This window comes from Candidatus Nitrosopumilus sp. (assembly GCF_029882185.1).
Taxonomy (GTDB): Archaea; Thermoproteota; Nitrososphaeria; order Nitrososphaerales; family Nitrosopumilaceae; genus Nitrosopumilus.
In genome coordinates this window covers 12,595-33,818 of sequence record NZ_JAOULD010000015.1, presented here as the reverse complement: position 1 = coordinate 33,818, position 21,224 = coordinate 12,595, and the positions used below count along the sequence as shown (strand labels likewise).

The window sequence follows — 21,224 nt, the reverse complement described above, 5'->3', positions numbered from 1 at the left end:
GACAGTGAGCTCCATCCTCAACTTGGATTCTACCCAAATCAACTAATCCATCATAATCATCAGCAAGAACTAGTTTCTTTGCTTTACGAGAACCCTGAGTGTTAATTCTTTCTCCAATTATCAGAGGTGGTGGGATTTGTTTTAGATCAACTGCCTTCAATGCTGAACTTACTCTAGGAACTGTCAATGTAGTAAAATCACATCTGTTTTTGTAAATACTTAACCCTTGATAGAATTAGCTTTTTCGTCAATTACCTTCCTTAATGCTTTGATGTGCTCAGGATTTGTTCCACAACAACCGCCAATAATTCGGACTTTTTTGAATTCATTTAGAAAATCACCTAAAGCTGCACCCATTTTTTCAGGAGTCATCTTGTAAACTGCTTGACCTCCATCATTTTCAGGCATGCCAGCGTTTGGAACAACCAATACACTATGTTCATTTTGTTCATCTAGCCATCTAACACTCGGAGTCATCTCAATTGGTCCAGTAGAACAGTTTAATCCAAATACGTCGATTCCCATGTCAGATACTGTTGTATATGCAGCTTGGATGTTTGTACCAAGCAACATCTTACCATATTGATCTAAAGTAGTGTTTGCAATTATTGGGACTTTTTTGCCAGTTTTTTTCATGGCATTGTGACATGCCTCAATTACCAATTTTACTTCAAGAATATCCTGGCTGGTTTCAATGAGTAATGCATCAACGCCTCCAAGAATCAATCCTTCAGATTGCAACTCAAATGCTTCTCTAATTTCATCCAAAGGTTTTTGGCCCAAATCAGGATCATTTGAACTTGGAAGGTATCCAGTAGGACCCATAGAGCCAATCACATACCGAGGTTTGTCAGTATACTCATTGCATACTTCAGATGCCAAAGTAGCAATTTTCTTGTTAAACTCTACTGTTTGATCACCAAAACCATATTCATCAAGTTTAATTTTATTTGAACCAAAAGAATTAGTTTCAATACAATCAGCACCAGCATCTAAATAATTTCTATGAATTTGTTTAATCCATTCAGGATGAGTAATAACTAAGCCATCGTTAAACCCGTCTTGATTATTTGGAAAGTCTTCAGGTTTAGGATCATGTCTTTGAATTTCAGTTCCCATTGCACCGTCAAACAACAGAATACGATTTTTCATTGCATCAAGAAAAGATTCTTTTTCTGTCAATCTGATTTCAAAGTAATACTGGACAGTTTAACTCTTTTCAGAAAAACTGCAGAAAGATGTGATTGATACGTATATTGAAATTAGGTTAAAGATAATTTTGTATATTTATGCAAAAGTCTCAAGTAAACAATCTAGTTCGTAGTGCCACTTTTTTTCAACATGCTGGAATTTCCATAATCTTTGTGTTTATGCCTATCATAGCAAGAGGCGTTACAGAATCAGTATTTGAGATTGGACTTTTAGTAGCATCATTTAGTTTTGCCCAGATTTTATCTGAAATTTATTTTGGAAGGCACTCAGATAAGAAAGGAACCAGGCTCAAATTCATCAGAATTGGCTTTATTGGGTGCGCAATTACATTCGGATTGCATTATTTTGCAGACGACCTTGGCATGTTTTTCCTAGTCAGAATTGCTGCAGGGGTTGCAAGCGGAATTATGATTCCTGCAATGATTGCATATACCTACGAGGCAAATATTGACAAAAAGAGAGCAGCAACTGTAATTTCGTTTCATGCATTGGGATGGCTTGCCGGAATTGCAGCTGCAGGAATTGCAAATGATCTGAGATTGATTTTCTTGATTAGTGCTGCTTCATTTGTGATTGGATTGTTATTCACAATCAAATTGCCAAACCCGCAACAGGTAAAAGAACTAACACCTGGAACTACAAAAAATGTAATTTTAAAAAACAAGTTTCTCTTTTCATCATTGTTACTAAGACATATTGGGGCAGCAGCAGTTTGGACAATTCTTCCAATAATGTTAATGGAAAAATTAGGTGCAGAACTTTATCAAATATCAATTGTGTATGTTGCAAACACATTGACTGCTTTTATTTTGATGAATGTTATGGCAAGCAAGATTCACCTATCAAATGTAGCAAAGTTTCAAATCGGTATAGGATTTACAACATTTGTATTTGTTGGGTTAGCAGTAATTACAGACTGGTGGATGGCAATGCCGTTTATGTCACTTGTTGGTGCAACATGGGCATTTTTGTTTATTGGTGGAAATTTCCACCTGATGGAAAACAATCCACGTTCAACATCAACGGGGATTTTCAGCTCTACAATATCAATTGCAACAGTAGTTGGCCCAGTAATAGCAGGAAGTATTGCATTTTTGTTTGATTATACTGCAGTGATGTATTTTGCAATCATAGTAATCATATGCGCATTTGTGGTATCACTAAAGATTAGAAAATAAAAAAAGAAAAAGAAAAGTTTGAAGTTATACTTAATCTAGGGGATCTTGTTGGTCGTTAGTTAGGTCTTTTAAGAAATCTTTGATTTCTTTACCACAAGGACCGTTACCATTTCCAGGCACATCACAAGTATCTACAGTGTTTTGAATCCAACCTTCATAGACATTAGGAATTGCAAGAACACCTTGTCCTCCAAATCCCTCATATCCAATGACTCGGTCATCAGAATCAGCATCATTGTCTGCAAGAAGTACTCTTCCAGCAATTTCTGCATCATCTGTTTCAACATCGTCATCAGGGTTAGGATCCACCACTATCATGACATTTGAGAATTTGCTGGATACATATGCATAGTATCCACCGCCATCTTTAGCTCCCCACTGTACACCATGACATCCAGGATCACAATCTAAGATTGCAGTAACAAAATGATCTTCAGGATTAGATGAAGAAACATCCACTACACCGATTTTTCCACCAAGTGTGAGTGCTGTTACCATGTATTGATCATCTGGACTGATAGGTGTTTGAATAGGAAGTCCTATTAGTCCATGGTCTAGCCAATCAATGTTACTGAGAATTTCACCATCAGATGGATCTATTGCAGTCATTGAATTGCCCAAGAAGTCAGCAGTATAGAATACAGATTCGTCACCTTTCATACCAGTTGCAATAGGTCCAAACAAAACATTGTCTGAACTAATTGCAGAACCAGATTCAAGATCAAGAATTGATGCTTTCAGTCCAATAAAGTCAGGAGTTACAAGATATTGACCAGAGCTACTTACCCAATGACCATGAGGATGTGAACGGAATCCTGTTGAAAGTTGTCTTGTCATCTCATATGTGACAGAATCAAATTCGTTTACAGTTTCTTCACCATTTACAGCGATATAGATACTATCAGTAGCTGGAGAGGTCATGACATGTGATGGAGATTGTCCAGTGAACACTTCTTTGATTAATTCACCGCTTTCTCTATCAATTACTGCCATTTCATTTCCAAACCATTGTGTCTGATAGATCACTTCGTTTTTGGTGTCAGTCCACATGTTGTGTGGGTGATTCATATTGATTTCAGGAAGTGCAATCTTCCTTTCAATATTCCATTTGCCTGTGTCAATTACAGTAATTGTACCTGGTTTATCTGATGGAGTTCCAGGATGATTCTTGTTTAGTGTTGTCTCAAATTGGGTATTTACCCAAACCTCACCAATTCCATCAATTTCAGGATCCTCTACTTCAGGATTTGGAATAACCTTATCCATTTCAAGACCTGCGATTTGAGCAAGTGTTGGTCCATTACCTGTAGAATTTGTCAATCCCAATACGCCTGCAGCAAATTGTGTTGTTGCAGTACTGTAAGGCAATGCAACTGCCAATTCTTCTGTATTAGTAGTGACCAATACAGGTGGCAAATTGATGTTCCAATCATCTTGTTGATAATCTCTCCAATTGTTTGGATCAGTTATCACATAGAATGTTGTGAGAAGTGATTTTGCAAGATCATGGGTAGGTGGAACAACTGTTGGGAAAGTAGTACCTAATTCACCAAATTCAACACCAGTACCAGTTCTTGTTAAAACCACAAGGTTTTCAGACAAGTCAAGTAATGGGAATGGTTTGTTAAGATCTCCTTCGATGTAAAGATTAGTTTCAGGATCATCTACGATTACTGCACTGAACATGTAAGGATGTATTTTACATACAAAGACATACAGTCCAGGTTCATCTAATCCCGTTGGAACACCAGATTTATCAGTCAAAAGAGTAGAACCTCTAATTCCTAATTGTTGATCAAAGTGACTTAGACCAGGAACAGCATTTAGAATTCCATTCCCACCCAAAAGTTCAGCACCCTGAGGATAAATCAATGTGGTGATTGTGTGTTTTGTTTGTGAATCTTTCATTCCAAAGTTGACTGTTTCACCAAGATTAATTACTGCAAGAGAACGTCCTTCTGAATTAGAGAAATCAGTTCCTGCACCCGGTACAGCTGCTTCTAGAGCATCACTAATGTAACCTAGTGGGAATCCTGTACCGTCTTTTGCATCTATTTGAAGACCAATTTTATCTGCAAGATAGTTATCTAATTCATCAGCAATACCTGCATCAAGTGTTTTCATCCAGAGTCCTGGTTCATCACTTAAAGTGAATGTTGCACCGATTACTGGAAGATCATCACTTTGGTATTCTGGTAAGACATTCATCATTCCAGACATTCCCTGTTCCATGTGATCTGTTATGTGACAATGATACATCCATCCTTCAGGATCATCATGAGTTGAATCTGCAGCATCATTATCACTTGCTTGAACAAGGAAAGTATGACGTTGTAATGGAACAATTTCCTTTACATCGATGATATCCTCTTCAGACGCTTTTTTATGAATGTCTTCAGTCCATCTGTGTCCATGTAAATGAAATGCATGAACTTCATCACCTAATCCCATTACATGGAATCGGTAAATTTTGCCATCGGTTGCAACTAGATTTGGATTTGTCCAAAGGGCTGTTTCTCTAATTCCAGAATCACCAGAATAGTCAGAAGTATCATAATCAATTTCATTTCCATAGAAAATACTTCTACCAAGAGTTTCAGATGAAACCATCCATAGAACAAATTCTTTTTCAATTTTGTCAATATTGACTTGTTTTACTTCTCCGGTTTGATCATCTACCAGACCATTAACCTTACCATTAGCAGGATTAATGATCACAGTGCCAAATAGACCTAATTCTTCTGCACCAACTTCGTTGATGGAAAACATATGATCATGGTATGGCCACGCACCGGCGGTTCCTGGAGCAGCTATCCAACTATATTCAATATCACCACCACATTGAGCTCCTGAACTTTCTGCCATGTTCATTCTTGAATATGTTGCATCATCACTAATGTCATAATGAACACCATGTACATGAATTCCTAGCAGAGATGTTTCAGAAAATGTTGGTACACCGAGTGGGTGTGATGGACCATCAACAAAGTTGTTTTCACAAGCACTGTTGATAAGAGTAACATTTGCCTCATCACCTTCAGTCAAAATGAGTGTAGGTCCTGGGATTGAGGGTTTGCCAGAATATTGAGTTCCGACCAAGTCATCACCACCATTGATATTGTATGACACCATTCTGTATGCATACAAACCATCAGGCATTGCTACAGCCTCCATCGTGATATTATGTTGATCACCAGGTTTTGCTTCAGCTGCAAATGGAATTTGAGTATCTAAAGTGTCAGCGTTGTTGTTTTTAAAATCAAATGCAAAAACAGATGTCAATGCAATTGAAAGTATAACTGTCGTTATTAGCATTGTTTGTGTTCGTTTCATAAGTTATTGAGAGATTCACACACATTGGGAATATAAGTAATTATGATAATAACAAAGCCGATGATCGTACAATAAGATGGTATTATTTATTAAATAACAAACAATAATTTTAATAAAAAAATTATCTCAAACCCCAACGAGACATTACTTTGTTTTCCAATCTCTTGAAAATCACACCATCAACTGCCAGACCGATTCCCATGATCACAATCATTATTCCAATGACTTGCGAAACATCATTTAGAGAACGACCAGTATTAAGCAAAAAGCCCAATCCCAGGAATGAAAACAAGATTTCAGCACCAATTACACCCCTCCATGCAAAAGCCCAGCCTTGTTTAAAGCCAGAAATCATGTATGGAAAAGCTGCTGGAATCAAAACCGAAGTGATCAACTGGCTGCCCTTTGCACCCATGTTTCTGGCTGCCTCAATAAAATGAGGATTGATGTTTTTGACTCCAGTATAGGTGTTGATTGTTACTGCAAAAATAGCGCCAATTGCAGTGACAAAAACTATCCCCCCATCAGTTAAACCAAACCAAAGTATTGCCAAAGGCACCCAAGCAATAGAAGGAATTGATTGTAAACCCAGAACTAGAGAACCGACAGTTTGGTTAATCACCTCAACTCTTGCCATAAATATTCCAAGTACAATTCCTCCACCAATTGCAATTGCCAAACCAATAGATAATCTCCACACACTAGTTGCTATTCCATACAACAAACTACCATCAGCTGCACCATATGCCAAATCTTCTGCAACCTCATATGGAGATGGGAAAATGTTTTCAGGCCAAACTCCAAGCATTGCAATGATTTGCCAAACTGCTACTATTCCAATATAAAATGCAATTCTATGAAACGTGTAATTTTTTGCCATGATTGTTACTCTTTACTTTTTTTTACCTCGGGTCTAAGTTCTGCCAAGATGTCTTGCTGAAATTTCAGCAATGATTCATCTTCAGTTATTCTAGGTCTTGGAAAATTATTGTCAACTTCTTTTTTAATTACAGATGGGCGATTACTGAAAATTGCAACTTTGGTTCCAAGTACTGCAGCTTCTGAAACACTATGAGTTACAAACAAAATTGTCTTTTTTGTTTTCTCCCAAATTAATTGCATTTCAACTAATAGTAAATCACGGGTCTGTGCATCAAGTGCAGCAAAAGGCTCATCCATTAACAATACGTCAGGATCCATTACAAGTGCTCTTGCAATTGCAACACGCTGCTTCATTCCAGTTGATAGTTGATAAGTATAGGAATCTGCAAACTTGGTCAATTGCATCATATCCAAATACCGATGAGATATTTTGGCACGCTCTTCTTTTGGAATACCTGCCATCTTTAATCCAAATTCCACATTATCCTGAACCTTAAGCCATGGAAATAATGCCCCTTCCTGAAACACCATAATCCTCTCTGGACCTGTCTCTGAAACCATATGACCGTCAAACAAGATTTGACCATCGTCAGGCTTTTCCAGACCTGCAACTATGCGTAAAAAGGTAGATTTGCCACAACCTGATGGACCTACCAAGCACACAAAGTCTCCTGCCTCAACTTTGAGATTCACACCACCTAATGCTTTGAGTTTGTGAGAATCATGACTGAAATATTTTACAATATTTTTTGCCTCAAGTTTGGTCATGTAGTATCATTTCCATTGATAGAATTTGTATCAAAGTAGTAAAAAATACCAGACAAATCATATCCATTTCTTCCAAGATAACCTAAGGCATCTGCTTTCTCAGCAAATGAATGAACAGAATCAGATAAAGGATCATCAGTGATTACAAGATTTGATAATGCAATATCTACAACATCATCAGATAAGGATTGGCCCAAATGAGAATTTAAAAAATTATTAAAAATAATTCTAGTTTCCATAGGATTTTGATTAATCCAATCTGCAATGTCGCTATTAGATTTCAACAAATTTTTAATTATTGTGGGGTTTTTTTCTGCAAAATTTGTATTGCCAATTAAAAGAACAGATGCAAACTCATTGTTTGGCCATAATTCTTCTTCATGAAACAATCGTTTTCCATCCAACTCATATTCTAAGATAGTAGCCCAAGGTTCCGCTACCCAAGCACCATCAATATCACCCTTAACAAACAATGTGTAAATGTCAGGGTTTGGAATATTATAAATAATTACAGAGCCACCTTTTTCAGCTGGTTTGAGTCCATTTTCTGACAAATAATTTCTCAAGGATACATCTTGTGTGTTTCCAATTTGAGGAGCGGCAATTTTTTTTCCTGCGAAATCAGACGCAATGTTTATTTCAGATAAAGGATGAACAATAAAGCTTGCACCACCACTTGCAGCTCCTGCAAGAATCTTCACATTGTGATTTTCTGAATTTAGAAATCCGTTTATTGCAGGGCCAGGACCCACATATGCAACATCAATCGAATTGGCAAAAAGTGATTCGATTGCCTGAGGTCCACTATCAAAAACTCGGGTTTCTATCTTTGTGGTGTTTCCTATACTTGCTTCAAAAAACCCTTTTTCAATTCCAACTATCGGGATTGCATGGCCAATGTTTGGAAAATATGCGATACGTATTTTATTTTCATTCAAAGAATTTTCAGAATTAAGAGCAATTCCAGATACAGAAATGAGAATAACTGCAATGCTGGCAGAAATAATCAAATGACTTTTCATAAAACAGCGTTATATCTGGCGGTTAAATAATCATCGAATTTTAGCTCAAGCTAGTCAGAAAATTTTTCAAAATAATTGATTTTGATCCCATCACAAAAGATAAATTCCAAAATATAACGGAAAAGATGTTTTATGACTCAAAAAGGAATTCTTGCATTTTCAGGAGGACTCGATACCTCAGTGGTTGTAAAATATCTTCAAGACGAACATGATATGGACGTCATCACAGTTACAGTAGATGTTGGGCAAGGAGACGATTGGAAAAAGATTGCATCAAAAGCAAAAAAGCTTGGTGTAAAAAAACACTACAACATTGATGCAAGAAAAGAGTTTGTCAAAGATTACATTTTCCCATCAATTAAAGCAAATGCACTTTATCAAAAAAAATACTGTCTTGCAACAGCACTTGCAAGACCATTAATCGCTCAAAAAGTTTTAGAGATTGCAAAAAAAGAAAAAGTCACATCACTTGCACATGGTTGTTCTGGAAAAGGAAATGATCAAGTAAGATTTGATATCACGTTACGTTCTGGTTCTGATCTTCCAATCATAGCTCCCATTAGAGATAAAAACTTGGATAGAGATACAGAATTAAAATTTGCTAAAAAACATGGAATTGAAATAGATACAGTGGCTAAAAAATTCAGTATTGATCAAAACTTGTGGGGTCGTGCAATTGAAGGAGGAGTTTTAGAAGATCCTTACAATGAACCACCTGAGGATGCATTCATTTGGGTAAAAACAAAAAACTTACCAGATAAACCAACATACTTGGAAATTAAATTCAACAAAGGAATCCCAATTGCTGTCGATGGCAACACAATGGAGCCAGTAAAATTAATTGAATACATTAACAAAAAAGCAGGTAATGCAGGTGTTGGAATAGTTGATCATATAGAAGACAGAGTTGTTGGAATCAAATCTAGAGAAGTGTATGAAACTCCAGCAGCAACTTGTCTAATTGAAGCACATGCAGATTTAGAAAAAATGGTCCATACTAAACACGAAAACAAGTTCAAATCAATTATTGATGATGAATGGGCATATTTGACATATTCAGGACTCTGGCAAGACCCTCTCAAAACAGATCTTGATGGATTCATAGAAGCATCGCAAAAACCAGTTTCAGGAACTGTGAAACTAAAATTATACAAAGGAAGCATCAGAGTAGTCGGAAGAAAGTCCAGTTATTCATTGTACAGTCACGATATCGCAACTTATGGTGCAGAATCAACATTTGATCAAAGATCAGCCAAAGGATTCGTAGAATTATGGGGAATGCAGTCAACAGAAGCTAATAAATTACAAAAGAAAAGGTCAACAAAAACATGAACTGCCCAGAATGTGATGCAACAATAAACATCCCAGACGATGCCTCAGTAGGAGAAATTGTCTCCTGTCCTGATTGTGGTGCTGACTTTGAAATCGCAAAAAAAGACGGATCAAATGTTGAGCTAAAACAAGCAGAAACTGTAGGCGAAGACTGGGGAGAGTAATGTCAAAAGTTTGTATTGTCTTTGACCGTCTAAGAGCGGAAGAAAAGATGCTACAAAAAGAAGCATTGGAATTAGGTCACGATGTATTGATGTTAGATGCAAAGATCACTCAAATCAATACAGATAGCAAAAAAGAAGATTATGATTTAGGAGATATTGTTTTAGAAAGATGTGTTAGTTATTTTAGAGGACTCCATTTTACAGCCAGTCTTGAATTCATGGACATTCCAGTACTAAACAAATTTGAAGTTGCAAACATTTGTGGAAATAAGATGTTCATGACATTGCTTTTGAAAAAGAACAATATTCCAACACCTAAGACATATTTTTCATTTTCAAGTGAAAGTGCAACAGAAAACTTGGAAAAAGTAGGATTCCCCCTAGTTATCAAACCAGTCATAGGAAGTTGGGGAAGAGGGGTATTGCCACTTAAGGACAAAGATACAATGGAGGCAGTTTTTGAAATAAGAGACATTACAGATAGCCCTCATGATAGAATTTACTATTTACAAGAATTAATCAAGAGACCTCCAAGAGACATTAGAGTTATCACGGTAGGGGATGAGCCAATTGCTGCCATGTATAGAAAATCTTCAGGAGGATTTAAGACAAATATTGCACTAGGGGCAGATCCAGAGCTTTGTGAGATCACAAAAGAGATGGAAGATATGGCATCTAAAGCATCCAAAGCCATGGGAGGAGGAATTTTAGGAATTGACATGATGGAAGATGAGAAAAATGGATTAGTTATCCACGAAGTAAACAACACAGTAGAATTCAAAGGATTATCAAGAGTTGCACAGCGAAATATACCAAAAGAAATGGTAGAATTTGCTCTAAGATACATAAGAAAATAAATTATACTACATTAGAAGTGGTCTTATCATGAAAGTAGGAGTTGTTGGAGCATCTGGATATGTAGGAGGAGAAACACTTCGTCTTCTTGTCAACCACCCAGATGTCGAGATCGCAATGGTCACATCACGACAACATGTAGGGGAATATCTACACAGAGTCCAACCAAGTTTGAAGGGATTTACCGATCTCACATTCTCAGAATTAGATTATGATAAATTAACTGACAAATGTGATCTGGTCTTCACAGCAGTACCACATGGAACAGCGACTGAAATTGTCAAAGCACTATACGACAGAGGAATCAAAGTGATTGATTTGAGTGCAGATTACAGATTGCATGATCAAGAAGCATATGATAAATGGTATGGTTGGAAACACCCACATCCAGATTATTTAGAAAAATCAGTTTTCGGAGTTCCGGAATTACACAGAGAACAAATCAAAAAAGCACAACTTGTTTCTTGTCCAGGATGTATGGCCGTAACATCAATGCTGGCACTGGCGCCATTAATTCGAAATGACATTATTGATATTGAACATATTGTAGTAGATTCAAAGATTGGTTCATCAGGTGCAGGTTCTGGTTCAGGAACAGCACATGCAATGCGTGCAGGGGTAATCAGACCATACAAACCAGCAAAGCACAGACACACCGGTGAAATTGAACAAGAGCTCAGCGAAATTGCAGGAAAGAAAATTCATGTCTCAATGAGTCCACATGCAGTAGATGTAGTTCGTGGAATCTTGTGTACAAACCACACATTCCTGAAAAAAGATATTGAAGAAAAAGAATTATGGAAACTATATCGTCAAGCTTATGGAGAAGAGAAATTCATCAGACTGATCAGAGACAAAAAAGGATTATACAAATTCCCAGATCCAAAATTCTTAGTAGGTTCAAACTTTTGTGATATAGGATTTGATTTAGATGAAGACAATAACAGATTGATTGCATTGTCTGCATCAGATAATTTAATGAAAGGTGCAGCAGGTTCTGCCATTCAAAACATGAATGTAATGTGTGGTTTTGATGAAATGGACGGACTGAGATACACCCCACTCACTCCAGTTTAGAAATGATCACAATTAAAATCGGCGGAAGTGTAGTAGACGATTTACATCCATCAACAATTTCAGATATTAAAAAAGTAGCAGAAACAGAGGGAATAATTATTGTTCATGGCGGTGGAAAAGAAGTCACCAAAGTATGTGAACAATTAGGAAAAGAACCAAAATTTGTAACCTCTCCGAGCGGTATCAAAAGCAGATACACAGACAAGGAGACAGCAGAAATTTTCACTATGGTTATGTCAGGTAGAATTAACAAAACAATTGTTCAAATGCTTCAGAAAAACGGCATTAATGCAATTGGTCTTTCAGGAGTAGATGCCAAAGTAATCGAAGCTGATAGAAAAAAGAAATTATTAATTGTAAATGAAAAAGGCAGAAAACAAGCAATTGATGGCGGATATACTGGAAAAATTCGCGAAGTCAATGCAAAATTCATCAAATCCCTCCTAGATCAGGGGCTTACACCAGTTATTTCACCCATAGCAATGAGTGAAGAATCAGAATTTCTCAACATTGACGGAGACAGAGCAGCAGCATATGTAGCAGGTAAGGTAGGATGTGATAAAGTATTATTCATCACAAATGTGGATGGATTATTAATGGACGATAAACTAGTTCAAAAATTAACATTGGCTGAAGCAAAAGAGATTAGGCCAAAAATTGGACCAGGAATGGAAAAAAAGATTTTGGCATCCACTGAAGCATTAGATATGGGAGTCAAAGAAGCTTTGATTGGAAATGGTCAAAGAAAAAATCCAATATCATCAGCTATTGCACATGATAATTGTACGGTGATTGAACATGAGTGAAGATCAATACATGGGTAATCTCTATCAGAGATTCCCAGTAACAATTGAAAGAGGAGTCGGCTCTCATGTTTGGGACATAGATGGAAAAGAGTATATTGATTGTATGGGAGGATACGGGGTAGCTTTAGTTGGTCATAAAAACAAAAGAGTTAATGATGCAATAAAAGAACAAATTGATAAAATCATAACAGTACATAGTTCATTATATAACAAAACAAGAGAAGAGTTTTTGAAAACATTGATTGGTTTAGCCCCAAAGGGATTAACGCAAGTTCATCTAAACAACAGCGGAGCTGAAGCAATCGAAGCTGCAATGAAGTTTGCAAGAAAGTTTACAGGCAAAAAAGGAATGGTCGCAATGAAAGGTTCCTATCATGGAAAATCATTTGGAGCACTATCATTAACATTTAATCCAAAATACAGAAAAGCTTTTGCTCCACTCGTTGAAAAAGTTTCATTTGCATCATATGGTGATATAGAATCATTGCGTTCGAAAATTGATGAAGACACTGCATTTGTAATTTTAGAACCAATACAAGGCGAAAGTGGAATTGTTGTTGCACCAGACGGATTTTTGCAAGAAGTCAGAAAGCTTTGTGATGAAAAAGGAATCGTGTTAATTTTTGACGAAATTCAAGCTGGTTTAGGTAGAACCGGACGATTATGGGCATGTGAGCATTGGAATACCACACCTGATATTTTGTGTCTTGCAAAAGGAATTGCAGGCGGTGTGCCAATGGGGGCAACTCTGGTAAAACCAGACATTTTAGCTGCAATAAGCAAAGGAGAGCATTCATCTACATTTGGAGGCAATCCAATCTCTTGTGCAGCAGGAACTGCAGCACTCAAAGCAATTACAGAAGACGGAATGATTGAAAATTCTGAAAAAATGGGAATGGTGTTCAGAGAAGGGTTAGAAAAACTAAAAGAAAAACATACTATGATAAGAGAAATCAGAGGAAAGGGCCTCATGATTGGAATAGAGATGAAATTTGAAGTTAGAGATATTTTAATGGCATTAATGGAAAAAGGAGTCTTAATGTTGTATTCAGGAAGAAATATTCTAAGAATTCTTCCGCCACTAGTAATATCTAAAGAAGACATAACAAAAGTTTTACATGCTCTTGATTCCGTATTAACTGAAGAGGAGCAAAAAAGAGATGTTCAAAGATAAAGTAGACGAAAAAATCATCGGTTATCTAAAAGAAGATTCTAGAGAATCATTTGTAGATATAGGTAAAAAACTCAAACTGTCAGAATCAGCAGTTAGAAGACGTGTAAAAAATCTAGTAGACAGTGGAACAATTAAGAAATTCACTTTGGAAATTGGAGAAGAGAATGCAACTAGTGCAATTGTCTTGGTTTCAGTGGATTCTGCAACTGATACATCCAAAGTATCATTAAAGCTTGCAAAATTAGAAGGAGTCAAAACAGTTTATGAAATTACAGGTCAATATGACATTACAACAATTATGAGTGCTACAAACATTGCAGAGATCAATAGCAGCATTGATGCATTAAGGAAGATTCCAGGAGTAGTAGACACTAACACTGTCATTATTTTGAGAAAGGTAGCCTAAAAACGACTTTCGTTTTGTAATTAAATTTAAAAACTAAATTAGGATCATTTTTGTGCATTTCCGACGAAGTTAGTACGAATATGTTTATATCATCAATTTAATGCAACGATTTCTGTAATGAAAGATCCGAATCACTATGCAAATCTGTATAATGCATACGACAAAAATCCAAAGAAAATCAGAATTTTAGATAGTACACTTAGAGAGGGAGAGCAGCATCCAGGAGTTTCATTTACAAACAAACAAAGAATTCAGATTGCATGGATGCTTGATTATTTCGGAGTAGATCAAATTGAAATTTCTCCAGTAGTTTCAAATGATCACAAAGAAGCAACTAAAACAATAATCAAACAAGGATTAAAGGCAGACATTGTCTCACATGGTAGAGCACTAAAAGAAGACATTGACACTTCATTAGATTGTGATGCAAAGTGGTGTGCAGCATATTTAGGAATTTCAGACATTCATCTTAAAGACAAATTAAGAATTTCAAGAGAAGAAGCACTTGAGAGAGCAGTTGAAACAGTAGAATATGCAAAATCTCATGGATTAAAAATTAGATTTACAGTTGAGGATGGAAGTAGAGCAGAGCCAGAATTTTTACTCAAAGTGTGTAAGGCAATTGAAGAAGCAGGAGTAGACAGAATAAGCCTCCCAGATACTGTTGGTATTTTACGTCCAATTGGAATGTATAACTTTGTTAAAAAAGTAAGAGAAGTAGTAGATGTCCCATTAGATGCACATGTTCATAACGATATTGGTTTTGCAGTTGCTAATGCATTTTCAGCATGTGATGCAGGAGTTGATCAAATTCATACTACAATTGATGGTATTGGAGAAAGAACAGGAATTCCTCCACTTGCTGAAGTTGCAGTGGCATTAACCTATCTTTACAAATCACCAAATGATTTCAGATTAGACATGTTACTTGATTTATCTAGATTAATTGAAGAATACACCTCAATCAAACCATATGATTCTAAACCAATTGTAGGTTCATCAGCATACAAACACAAGGCAGGTACACACCTTGCTGCAATTCTTAAGAATCCTGCTGCCTATGAGCCAATTCCTCCTAGAGCAGTTGGGAATAGAAGAAGAATAGTATTTGGAGAACTAGCTGGAAAAACAGGTGCAGCATACTTGATGTCATTATTGGGACTGGAAAAAGACGATGAAGGTGCAAAAGCAGTTGCTGCAGGATTAAAGGGTCTAAGAATGGGTGATCTAATAGAGATCCCATTAGAAGATAGACTTGAAAAAAAGATAATTAATGATAAATAAAGAGGAATAATGAAGAGATAATATGTCAAAATGTGAAGAATGTGATGCAGATATTTCTGTCCCAAGTGATGCACTTGAAGGAGAAATCGTAACATGTCCAGAATGTGGAGCCAGTTTTGAACTATCTAAAGGTTCAAACGGTTTCGATCTAAAGCCTGCCCAAACGGTTGGCGAGGATTGGGGACAGTGAGTCCTGACGTTACCATTCTTTACGATACCATCCGTTGGGAAGAAAAAGCTCTGCTAGAAGCAGGTAAGAAAAAGAACATCAATATTCAGATGGTTGATTGTAAGAAACTGGCAATAGATTTAGAAAAGAAACCTGAAGACTATGGAGTTGTAATTCAAAGATGTGTTAGTTACTATAGAAATCTTCATTCAACTGCAGCTCTTGAAGGAATTGGTGTCAAAGTGATCAATTGTCTTTACACAGGAGTTTTTGCAGGAAATAAATTATTTACACATACGTTACTAAAAAAATTCGGAGTGCCAACACCTGATGCAACTGTAGCATTTTCAAAAGAAGCAGCCTTACAAGCATTAGATTCACAAGGATATCCAAAAGTAATCAAACCAACAGTTGGTAGTTGGGGTAGACTAATTTCAAAATTAAATGACAGAGATGCAGCTGAAGGAATTATTGAAAGTAGAGAAAACATGTATCCAATTTATCAGGTTCATTATTTGGAAGAATTTGTGAAAAGACCTCCAAGAGACATCAGAGCAATTATGGTAGGAGACAAAATTGTAGCTGCAATTTATCGTTCTTCTAAGCATTGGAAAACTAACATGGCATTAGGAGGAACAGCTGATCCATGTAAAGTTACACAAGAAATGGAGGAAATGTGCATCAAGGCAAAACATGCAATTCAAGGAGATATCGTAGGTGTAGATTTAATGGAAAGTGATGAGAAAGGACTTGTAGTGCACGAAGTAAACAATACAACAGAATACAAAAACACAGTAAGAGTTTGTGAAGTAGACATTCCTTCCTTAATGCTAGATTACGCGCTAAATATAGAAAAGTAAGAATTGGACAGCAATTTCACAATAACACCAAGGTTTGCAGTAAAAATGCTAGAGAAGTCACTCAGACTTTACACGCCATCATTGAGTGAAAAACCAATGGCAGAATTTTTAGCGGACAAATGTGATGATTTAGGTTTTGAAGATATCCAGATTGATGAAGTGGGAAATATTATAGCAAAGAAAGGTTCAGGCTCTCCAAAAATTATGTTATGTGGACATATGGATGTAGTTCCAGGAAAAATCAAAGTTAGAAAGGAAGGGGATGCATTGTATGGCAGAGGTGCATCTGATGCCAAAGCACCGTTAATGGCAATGTTGTTTGCTGCAGCATCAGTTCAAAACAACAACGGAACCGTATTTTTTGTAGGAGCTGTAGATGAAGAAGGCAATGCCACAGGAATCAAAAATCTCGTAAAGAAAAAGATGGGAATTGATTATGCAGTTTTTGGAGAACCAAGTGGAATTAAACAAGTCACTATTGCATACAAAGGGAGACTTGCAATCAATCTCAAAATTAGTGTGGATGATAGTTCTCATGCTAGTGCACCATGGCTTTCAAAAAATGCAATTCAAGAATCAATGATTTTTGTAAAAGAACTCAAAGACAGATTAGAAGCAAATCAAGAAAATAGAAGCAAAGGAATGTTACTTACAGTTACCATGACAGAAATCAAAGGGGGGACAAGTCATAATGTGACACCAAAAGATTGTGAAACTACATTTGACATTAGAATTCCTGTAGATATGAACTGCAAAATCATTGAACAAAAAATTGCAACTTTGGTCAAAGAAATTGCCCAGGGAAGAGAAGTTGAAGCATTTTATTCAATTCTTGATGAAACAGAGCCATTTGAGGCATCTCACACATCCCCATTGGTCAGAGCATTTACTCTTGGAGTTATGGAAGTAGAACATTCAAGACCAACTCTTATCAGAAAAACAGGTACAGGAGACATGAATGTTTTAGGTAATCAATGGAATATTCCTGTAGTGACATATGGTCCAGGAGATCCGCATGAAGCCCATACAATTGACGAAAAAGTCTCAATTGATGAATATTTGAGAGGAATTGAAATTCTCAAGAAAACACTACAGCATTTAAAAAGACTACACGATAGAAAAATTCAGCAATGCTCTGGTTTGTAGGTTTAGGAATTTCTGGATTCAAATCAATTCCAAGTGAGGCATTAGATGTTTTATCAAAAGCAGATATTGTTTATTTGGAGCAATTTACCAGTCCAATTGGAAAATCAGATTTAGTAAAGATCAAAAATGCTACAAAAGGAGAATTCAAACTGGCAAAAAGATGGCTTGTTGAAGATGGCAATGAAATTTTAAAAAACGCAAAGAAAAAGAAAGTGGCATTATTAGCATATGGGGATCCATACATTGCAACGACTCACATTGAATTAAGAACAAGAGCCATTGAAGAAAAAATCAAAACACACTCCATTCATGCGTCTTCATCACTTACTTCCATGATAGGAGAATGTGGTTTGCATTTTTACAAAGTGGGAAGAATTGCAACAATTATGAGCGAAATGAAATCTTTGACAACTCCATATTATGTAATATACAAAAATATCATAGAGGGAAATCACACAGTACTTCTTTTAGAATATAATCAAGACAAAGACTTTTTCCTAGATCCAAAGGATGCATTAAATGGACTCTTAGAAACTGAAAAAGGGCAAATAAGAAATGTAATTGATTCATCAACATATGTCATAGTTGCATCAAGGATAGGATTCAAAGATCAGTCCATTATTTCAGGAAAAATATCCAGTTTAAAGAAAACAGATTTTGGAAAGCCACCCCATACAGTAATAATTCCAGGAAGATTGCATTTCACAGAATCAGATGCATTGAAAATACTTGGTCAATGTATAGACGAACCATTTGACAATACAGAAAAAACAAAAAAGATTTCAATTCAAATGATGAAAAAATATGTCCCAATGGTAAGAGAAGCACTTGAAGAGGTAGAGCCCCTATACAAAGACCAGAAAGAATTCCAAGTTATTTTAGAAAATGCTGAACTATATGTTAAAGATGCAGAAAAATTTCTCGAAGATGATCAAGATGAGGTAGCAATATTAAGTATTGGTTATGCAGATGGTCTTGTTGATGCATTGAGATTGGCAAAAGGCCTTGAACCAAAGATGTAATTTTTAGCGATGAATTAAAGAGAGGGTCAAAAATAGAAGAAACATTGGAGCAAAGTGAAAAAACCATCTTATCTATCATGTACGTATGTCAGATTGAAGGAAAAGAGGTATCTAAAATAATCAAGAAAAAGACCATATTTTCTGAAGACATGATCGATTCAAAAATTGATGAATTAATTAAAAATCAATTAGTAAATGAAGATAGAAAAACACTCACAAATGCAGGGAGAAATTCATTATGTGTAGTTTTAGCAGGAGGAGTTTTTGACATTATTCATCCAGGTCACATTTACACATTAAATGCAGCAAAAGAGCTAGGAGACATACTAGTCGTAGTGGTGGCAACTGATAATACAGCAGTAAAGATGAAGAAAAGAAGACCACTGCATTCACAAGAACAAAGACAAGAATTAGTGAATTCATTGTCAATGGTAGATCTTTGTTTAATTGGTCAGGAAGATGATATTTTCAAAACAGTGAATCACGTCAAACCACAAATTATTGCACTAGGATATGATCAGATTCATCAAGAAAAATTCATTACAGAAGGATGTAAGAAAATTGAGCTTGATGCAATAGTTGCAAGGTTACAGTCTCCAATACCTGAAAGTTCAAGCTCTAAAATTCAAAAAGAATATGGTGAATCCATTCACGGGATTTAGGAATCTATTGGAATTTTAATTGACACTTTAGAGCCATCTTTTAATTTAGCAATTTTTCTCAGACAAGTTTTTGAAATCAATTCGATTATAGAATCATCATGATGTGTACGCTCTAAAATTATCAATTCACAGTTTGTAGAGTTATTCAGTTTTGCATTAAAGCATTTGACCCATCCATAGGTTCTTTTTCCATCAGAGAAGCTCTTAATTTTTACACCATCAAAAGTTTCAAATTGCTTGATTGCTTCTTGATGGATTTTTTGATCTAGTTTGACATTAAGAGTTCCAGGATATGGAACATAACCTATTTTTGATTCGAATTGTTTTGTATAACCTTTCAATCCCATATAATATGCACCCTCACCCATTCCAGAAACTAGTGTACCTTTGAGTTCAACATGAGATGGTGAAGAATCAAGGCTTTTTTGTAAAATTGAAGAGAGTTTTACCATTTCAGAAAATCCTTTTGGAGTAATTTTGACTGAGATGTTTCTTCCATTAATTATCCTCTCAATGAATTGATTTTGTTCTAATTCAAGGAGATGTTTTGAGGCAGCTTGTTGTGATTTTTTTATGTTTTTACCCAATGAAGATGTAGTAATAGAAACATAGTTGTATTTTGCACCTTTTGAGAGTAAATATGAAAGAGTTAGGATGTGCTGAATCTTTAGTTCAGTCATCTATATTCTAAGATACACCAAGGTCGCCGAATGTTTTCAGTGTCATACCATCAGAGTTTGATAGTTTTGCCACTCTATGACCAATTACACATTCAACACCAGCATTTTTAGCGCCTTCTAAAAGTCTCTGGGTAATAATCCCATCCAATAGAAGATATTTGATTCCTGATTGTGATGATAATTTACTTACAACTTCGCTGATTGGAACTTTGAAAATCTCATTTTGATCACCGTCTAATGCAACTGCTTCAAGGGTTTCATTGAGATTTGGATATATTTTTGCTGCCATTTCAGCTACAGGTTTATCATCTTCACTTTTTAGTTTAGGTGCAGGTTTTCCCTCTTTAATCTCATCAGCAATAGGTCTTAGTATTTCATCAATTCTTTGTGGGGTTAATTCTTCAACTTCAACACCAGTATCTGCTTGAAGTGCATAGTCTAAGGTTACAAGAGATTGGAGTTCTTTGAGAATGAATCCACCAGATCTGTCACCATCAAGGAATGCAACTACAGTATCCTTTGAATCACATAATTCTTTTATCGATTCGTCGATTTTAGCACCTTCAATTGCAAGAGCGTTATCATATCCAGCTCGTAAAAGATTGATTACATCTGCTCTTCCTTCAACTAGAATAACCCAATTGGAAGTAGTAAGGCCTGAACTACATGTTAATTTTGATGGACCATATGTGGATAGTTTTCCAGCATCACCTTGATGAACATCATTTAGCATGCTTTCACCTTCACTAACAGTTTTGGTTGCCCATTTTTGTTTAATTTCTTTAGCGCGTCTTACAATATCATCTTTCTTTGCAGCTCGTACATCATCTATGGCTTCTAACTTGAATTTACAATCAAATGGACCCACTTTGTCAATACTCTCAATACCTGCTGCAATTAATGCACATGTATCAATATCAGTACTCATGGGAATTAATGCATCACCATTTGTAGTGTTTGATGTAGATTTTGCATTTACTTCAATGCGACCTACTTTAGAAACTCGTTGCAGTTCATTCAGATTCATCTCGGGGCCTAACAGTCCTTCTGTTTGGCCAAAGATGGCTCCGATTATATCTGCTCTTTCAACGAGTCCATCGACTTCATAGGAAAGTTTAACGTGATATTTGACAATTCCTGATTTACCGGACATAAGTTCATCTCCTTTATTATCATAATTTTGGTCTCTGCT

General features: G+C 36.1%; 22 protein-coding genes. 14 read left to right on the top strand and 8 right to left on the bottom strand.

Going from position 1 to position 21,224, the window contains the following annotated elements; translation table 11 throughout:
• Together OEW78_RS05975 and OEW78_RS05970 are read right to left on the bottom strand one after the other, a co-directional pair.
• The coding region (locus OEW78_RS05975; protein ID WP_300325543.1) for a hypothetical protein at positions 1-187 on the bottom strand (187 nt) is incomplete at its 3' end.
• A 32-nt stretch (positions 188-219) separates the two neighbouring features.
• Positions 220-1,182 (bottom strand): homocysteine S-methyltransferase family protein, encoded by a 963-nt coding sequence (locus OEW78_RS05970; protein ID WP_300325540.1) that lies wholly within the window; start codon positions 1,180-1,182, stop codon positions 220-222.
• A 107-nt stretch (positions 1,183-1,289) separates the two neighbouring features.
• On the opposite strand from OEW78_RS05970, the gene OEW78_RS05965 reads away from it, so the two are divergent.
• Positions 1,290-2,390 (top strand): MFS transporter, encoded by a 1,101-nt coding sequence (locus OEW78_RS05965; protein ID WP_300325537.1) that lies wholly within the window; start codon positions 1,290-1,292, stop codon positions 2,388-2,390.
• Between the two features lie 30 nt (positions 2,391-2,420).
• Here OEW78_RS05965 and OEW78_RS05960 read toward each other — a convergent pair whose 3' ends face one another.
• From OEW78_RS05960 to OEW78_RS05945, 4 genes are all read right to left on the bottom strand, one after another.
• The gene (locus tag OEW78_RS05960) at positions 2,421-5,723 is read right to left on the bottom strand and encodes a multicopper oxidase domain-containing protein (protein ID WP_300325535.1); all 3,303 of its coding nucleotides are present in this window, start codon (positions 5,721-5,723) and stop codon (positions 2,421-2,423) included.
• A 121-nt stretch (positions 5,724-5,844) separates the two neighbouring features.
• Positions 5,845-6,603: an ABC transporter permease gene (locus OEW78_RS05955; protein ID WP_300325532.1), complete on the bottom strand. Its 759-nt coding sequence runs from the start codon at positions 6,601-6,603 to the stop codon at positions 5,845-5,847.
• A 5-nt stretch (positions 6,604-6,608) separates the two neighbouring features.
• Positions 6,609-7,373, bottom strand: a complete 765-nt coding sequence (locus OEW78_RS05950) for an ABC transporter ATP-binding protein (RefSeq protein WP_300325529.1) — start codon at positions 7,371-7,373, stop codon at positions 6,609-6,611.
• Entirely contained in the window at positions 7,370-8,395 is a 1,026-nt protein-coding gene (locus OEW78_RS05945; protein WP_300325526.1) for an ABC transporter substrate-binding protein, read from the bottom strand. Before OEW78_RS05945 ends, OEW78_RS05950 begins: the two co-directional genes overlap by 4 nt.
• A 132-nt stretch (positions 8,396-8,527) precedes the next feature.
• On the opposite strand from OEW78_RS05945, the gene OEW78_RS05940 reads away from it, so the two are divergent.
• From OEW78_RS05940 to OEW78_RS05880, 13 genes are all read left to right on the top strand, one after another.
• Complete coding sequence (locus tag OEW78_RS05940; RefSeq protein WP_300325523.1) at positions 8,528-9,727, top strand: argininosuccinate synthase; 1,200 nt, start codon at positions 8,528-8,530, stop codon at positions 9,725-9,727.
• Positions 9,724-9,891, top strand: a complete 168-nt coding sequence (locus OEW78_RS05935) for an alpha-aminoadipate/glutamate carrier protein LysW (protein ID WP_300325520.1) — start codon at positions 9,724-9,726, stop codon at positions 9,889-9,891. The genes OEW78_RS05940 and OEW78_RS05935 overlap by 4 nt, the downstream gene beginning before the upstream one ends.
• Entirely contained in the window at positions 9,891-10,748 is an 858-nt protein-coding gene (gene lysX / locus OEW78_RS05930) for a lysine biosynthesis protein LysX (protein WP_300325517.1), read from the top strand. The genes OEW78_RS05935 and lysX (OEW78_RS05930) overlap by 1 nt, the downstream gene beginning before the upstream one ends.
• A gap of 28 nt (positions 10,749-10,776) precedes the next feature.
• The gene (gene argC, locus OEW78_RS05925; RefSeq protein WP_300325514.1) at positions 10,777-11,823 is read left to right on the top strand and encodes an N-acetyl-gamma-glutamyl-phosphate reductase; all 1,047 of its coding nucleotides are present in this window, start codon (positions 10,777-10,779) and stop codon (positions 11,821-11,823) included.
• Between the two features lie 2 nt (positions 11,824-11,825).
• Complete coding sequence (locus OEW78_RS05920; RefSeq protein WP_300325511.1) at positions 11,826-12,629, top strand: [LysW]-aminoadipate/[LysW]-glutamate kinase; 804 nt, start codon at positions 11,826-11,828, stop codon at positions 12,627-12,629.
• Complete coding sequence (locus OEW78_RS05915) at positions 12,622-13,803, top strand: acetylornithine/succinylornithine family transaminase (RefSeq protein WP_300325506.1); 1,182 nt, start codon at positions 12,622-12,624, stop codon at positions 13,801-13,803. The genes OEW78_RS05920 and OEW78_RS05915 overlap by 8 nt, the downstream gene beginning before the upstream one ends.
• Positions 13,790-14,209 (top strand): HTH-type transcriptional regulator LysM, encoded by a 420-nt coding sequence (lysM, locus tag OEW78_RS05910; RefSeq protein WP_300325503.1) that lies wholly within the window; start codon positions 13,790-13,792, stop codon positions 14,207-14,209. The genes OEW78_RS05915 and lysM overlap by 14 nt, the downstream gene beginning before the upstream one ends.
• Before the next feature lie 117 nt (positions 14,210-14,326).
• Positions 14,327-15,493: a 2-isopropylmalate synthase gene (locus OEW78_RS05905; RefSeq protein ID WP_300325500.1), complete on the top strand. Its 1,167-nt coding sequence runs from the start codon at positions 14,327-14,329 to the stop codon at positions 15,491-15,493.
• A gap of 22 nt (positions 15,494-15,515) precedes the next feature.
• Complete coding sequence (locus OEW78_RS05900; protein WP_300325497.1) at positions 15,516-15,683, top strand: alpha-aminoadipate/glutamate carrier protein LysW; 168 nt, start codon at positions 15,516-15,518, stop codon at positions 15,681-15,683.
• Positions 15,680-16,522 (top strand): lysine biosynthesis protein LysX, encoded by an 843-nt coding sequence (lysX, locus tag OEW78_RS05895; RefSeq protein WP_300325494.1) that lies wholly within the window; start codon positions 15,680-15,682, stop codon positions 16,520-16,522. The genes OEW78_RS05900 and lysX (OEW78_RS05895) overlap by 4 nt, the downstream gene beginning before the upstream one ends.
• Before the next feature lie 3 nt (positions 16,523-16,525).
• Entirely contained in the window at positions 16,526-17,668 is a 1,143-nt protein-coding gene (locus OEW78_RS05890; protein WP_300325491.1) for a M20/M25/M40 family metallo-hydrolase, read from the top strand.
• Entirely contained in the window at positions 17,653-18,690 is a 1,038-nt protein-coding gene (gene dph5 / locus OEW78_RS05885) for a diphthine synthase (RefSeq protein ID WP_300325488.1), read from the top strand. The genes OEW78_RS05890 and dph5 overlap by 16 nt, the downstream gene beginning before the upstream one ends.
• A 44-nt stretch (positions 18,691-18,734) precedes the next feature.
• Positions 18,735-19,352, top strand: a complete 618-nt coding sequence (locus tag OEW78_RS05880) for an FAD synthase (RefSeq protein WP_300325485.1) — start codon at positions 18,735-18,737, stop codon at positions 19,350-19,352.
• Here OEW78_RS05880 and OEW78_RS05875 read toward each other — a convergent pair.
• Complete coding sequence (locus OEW78_RS05875; protein WP_300325483.1) at positions 19,349-20,032, bottom strand: DUF120 domain-containing protein; 684 nt, start codon at positions 20,030-20,032, stop codon at positions 19,349-19,351. The genes OEW78_RS05880 and OEW78_RS05875 overlap by 4 nt on opposite strands.
• A gap of 7 nt (positions 20,033-20,039) precedes the next feature.
• Positions 20,040-21,185 (bottom strand): DNA primase DnaG, encoded by a 1,146-nt coding sequence (dnaG, locus tag OEW78_RS05870; RefSeq protein ID WP_300325480.1) that lies wholly within the window; start codon positions 21,183-21,185, stop codon positions 20,040-20,042.
• Positions 21,186-21,224 lie beyond the last annotated feature (39 nt).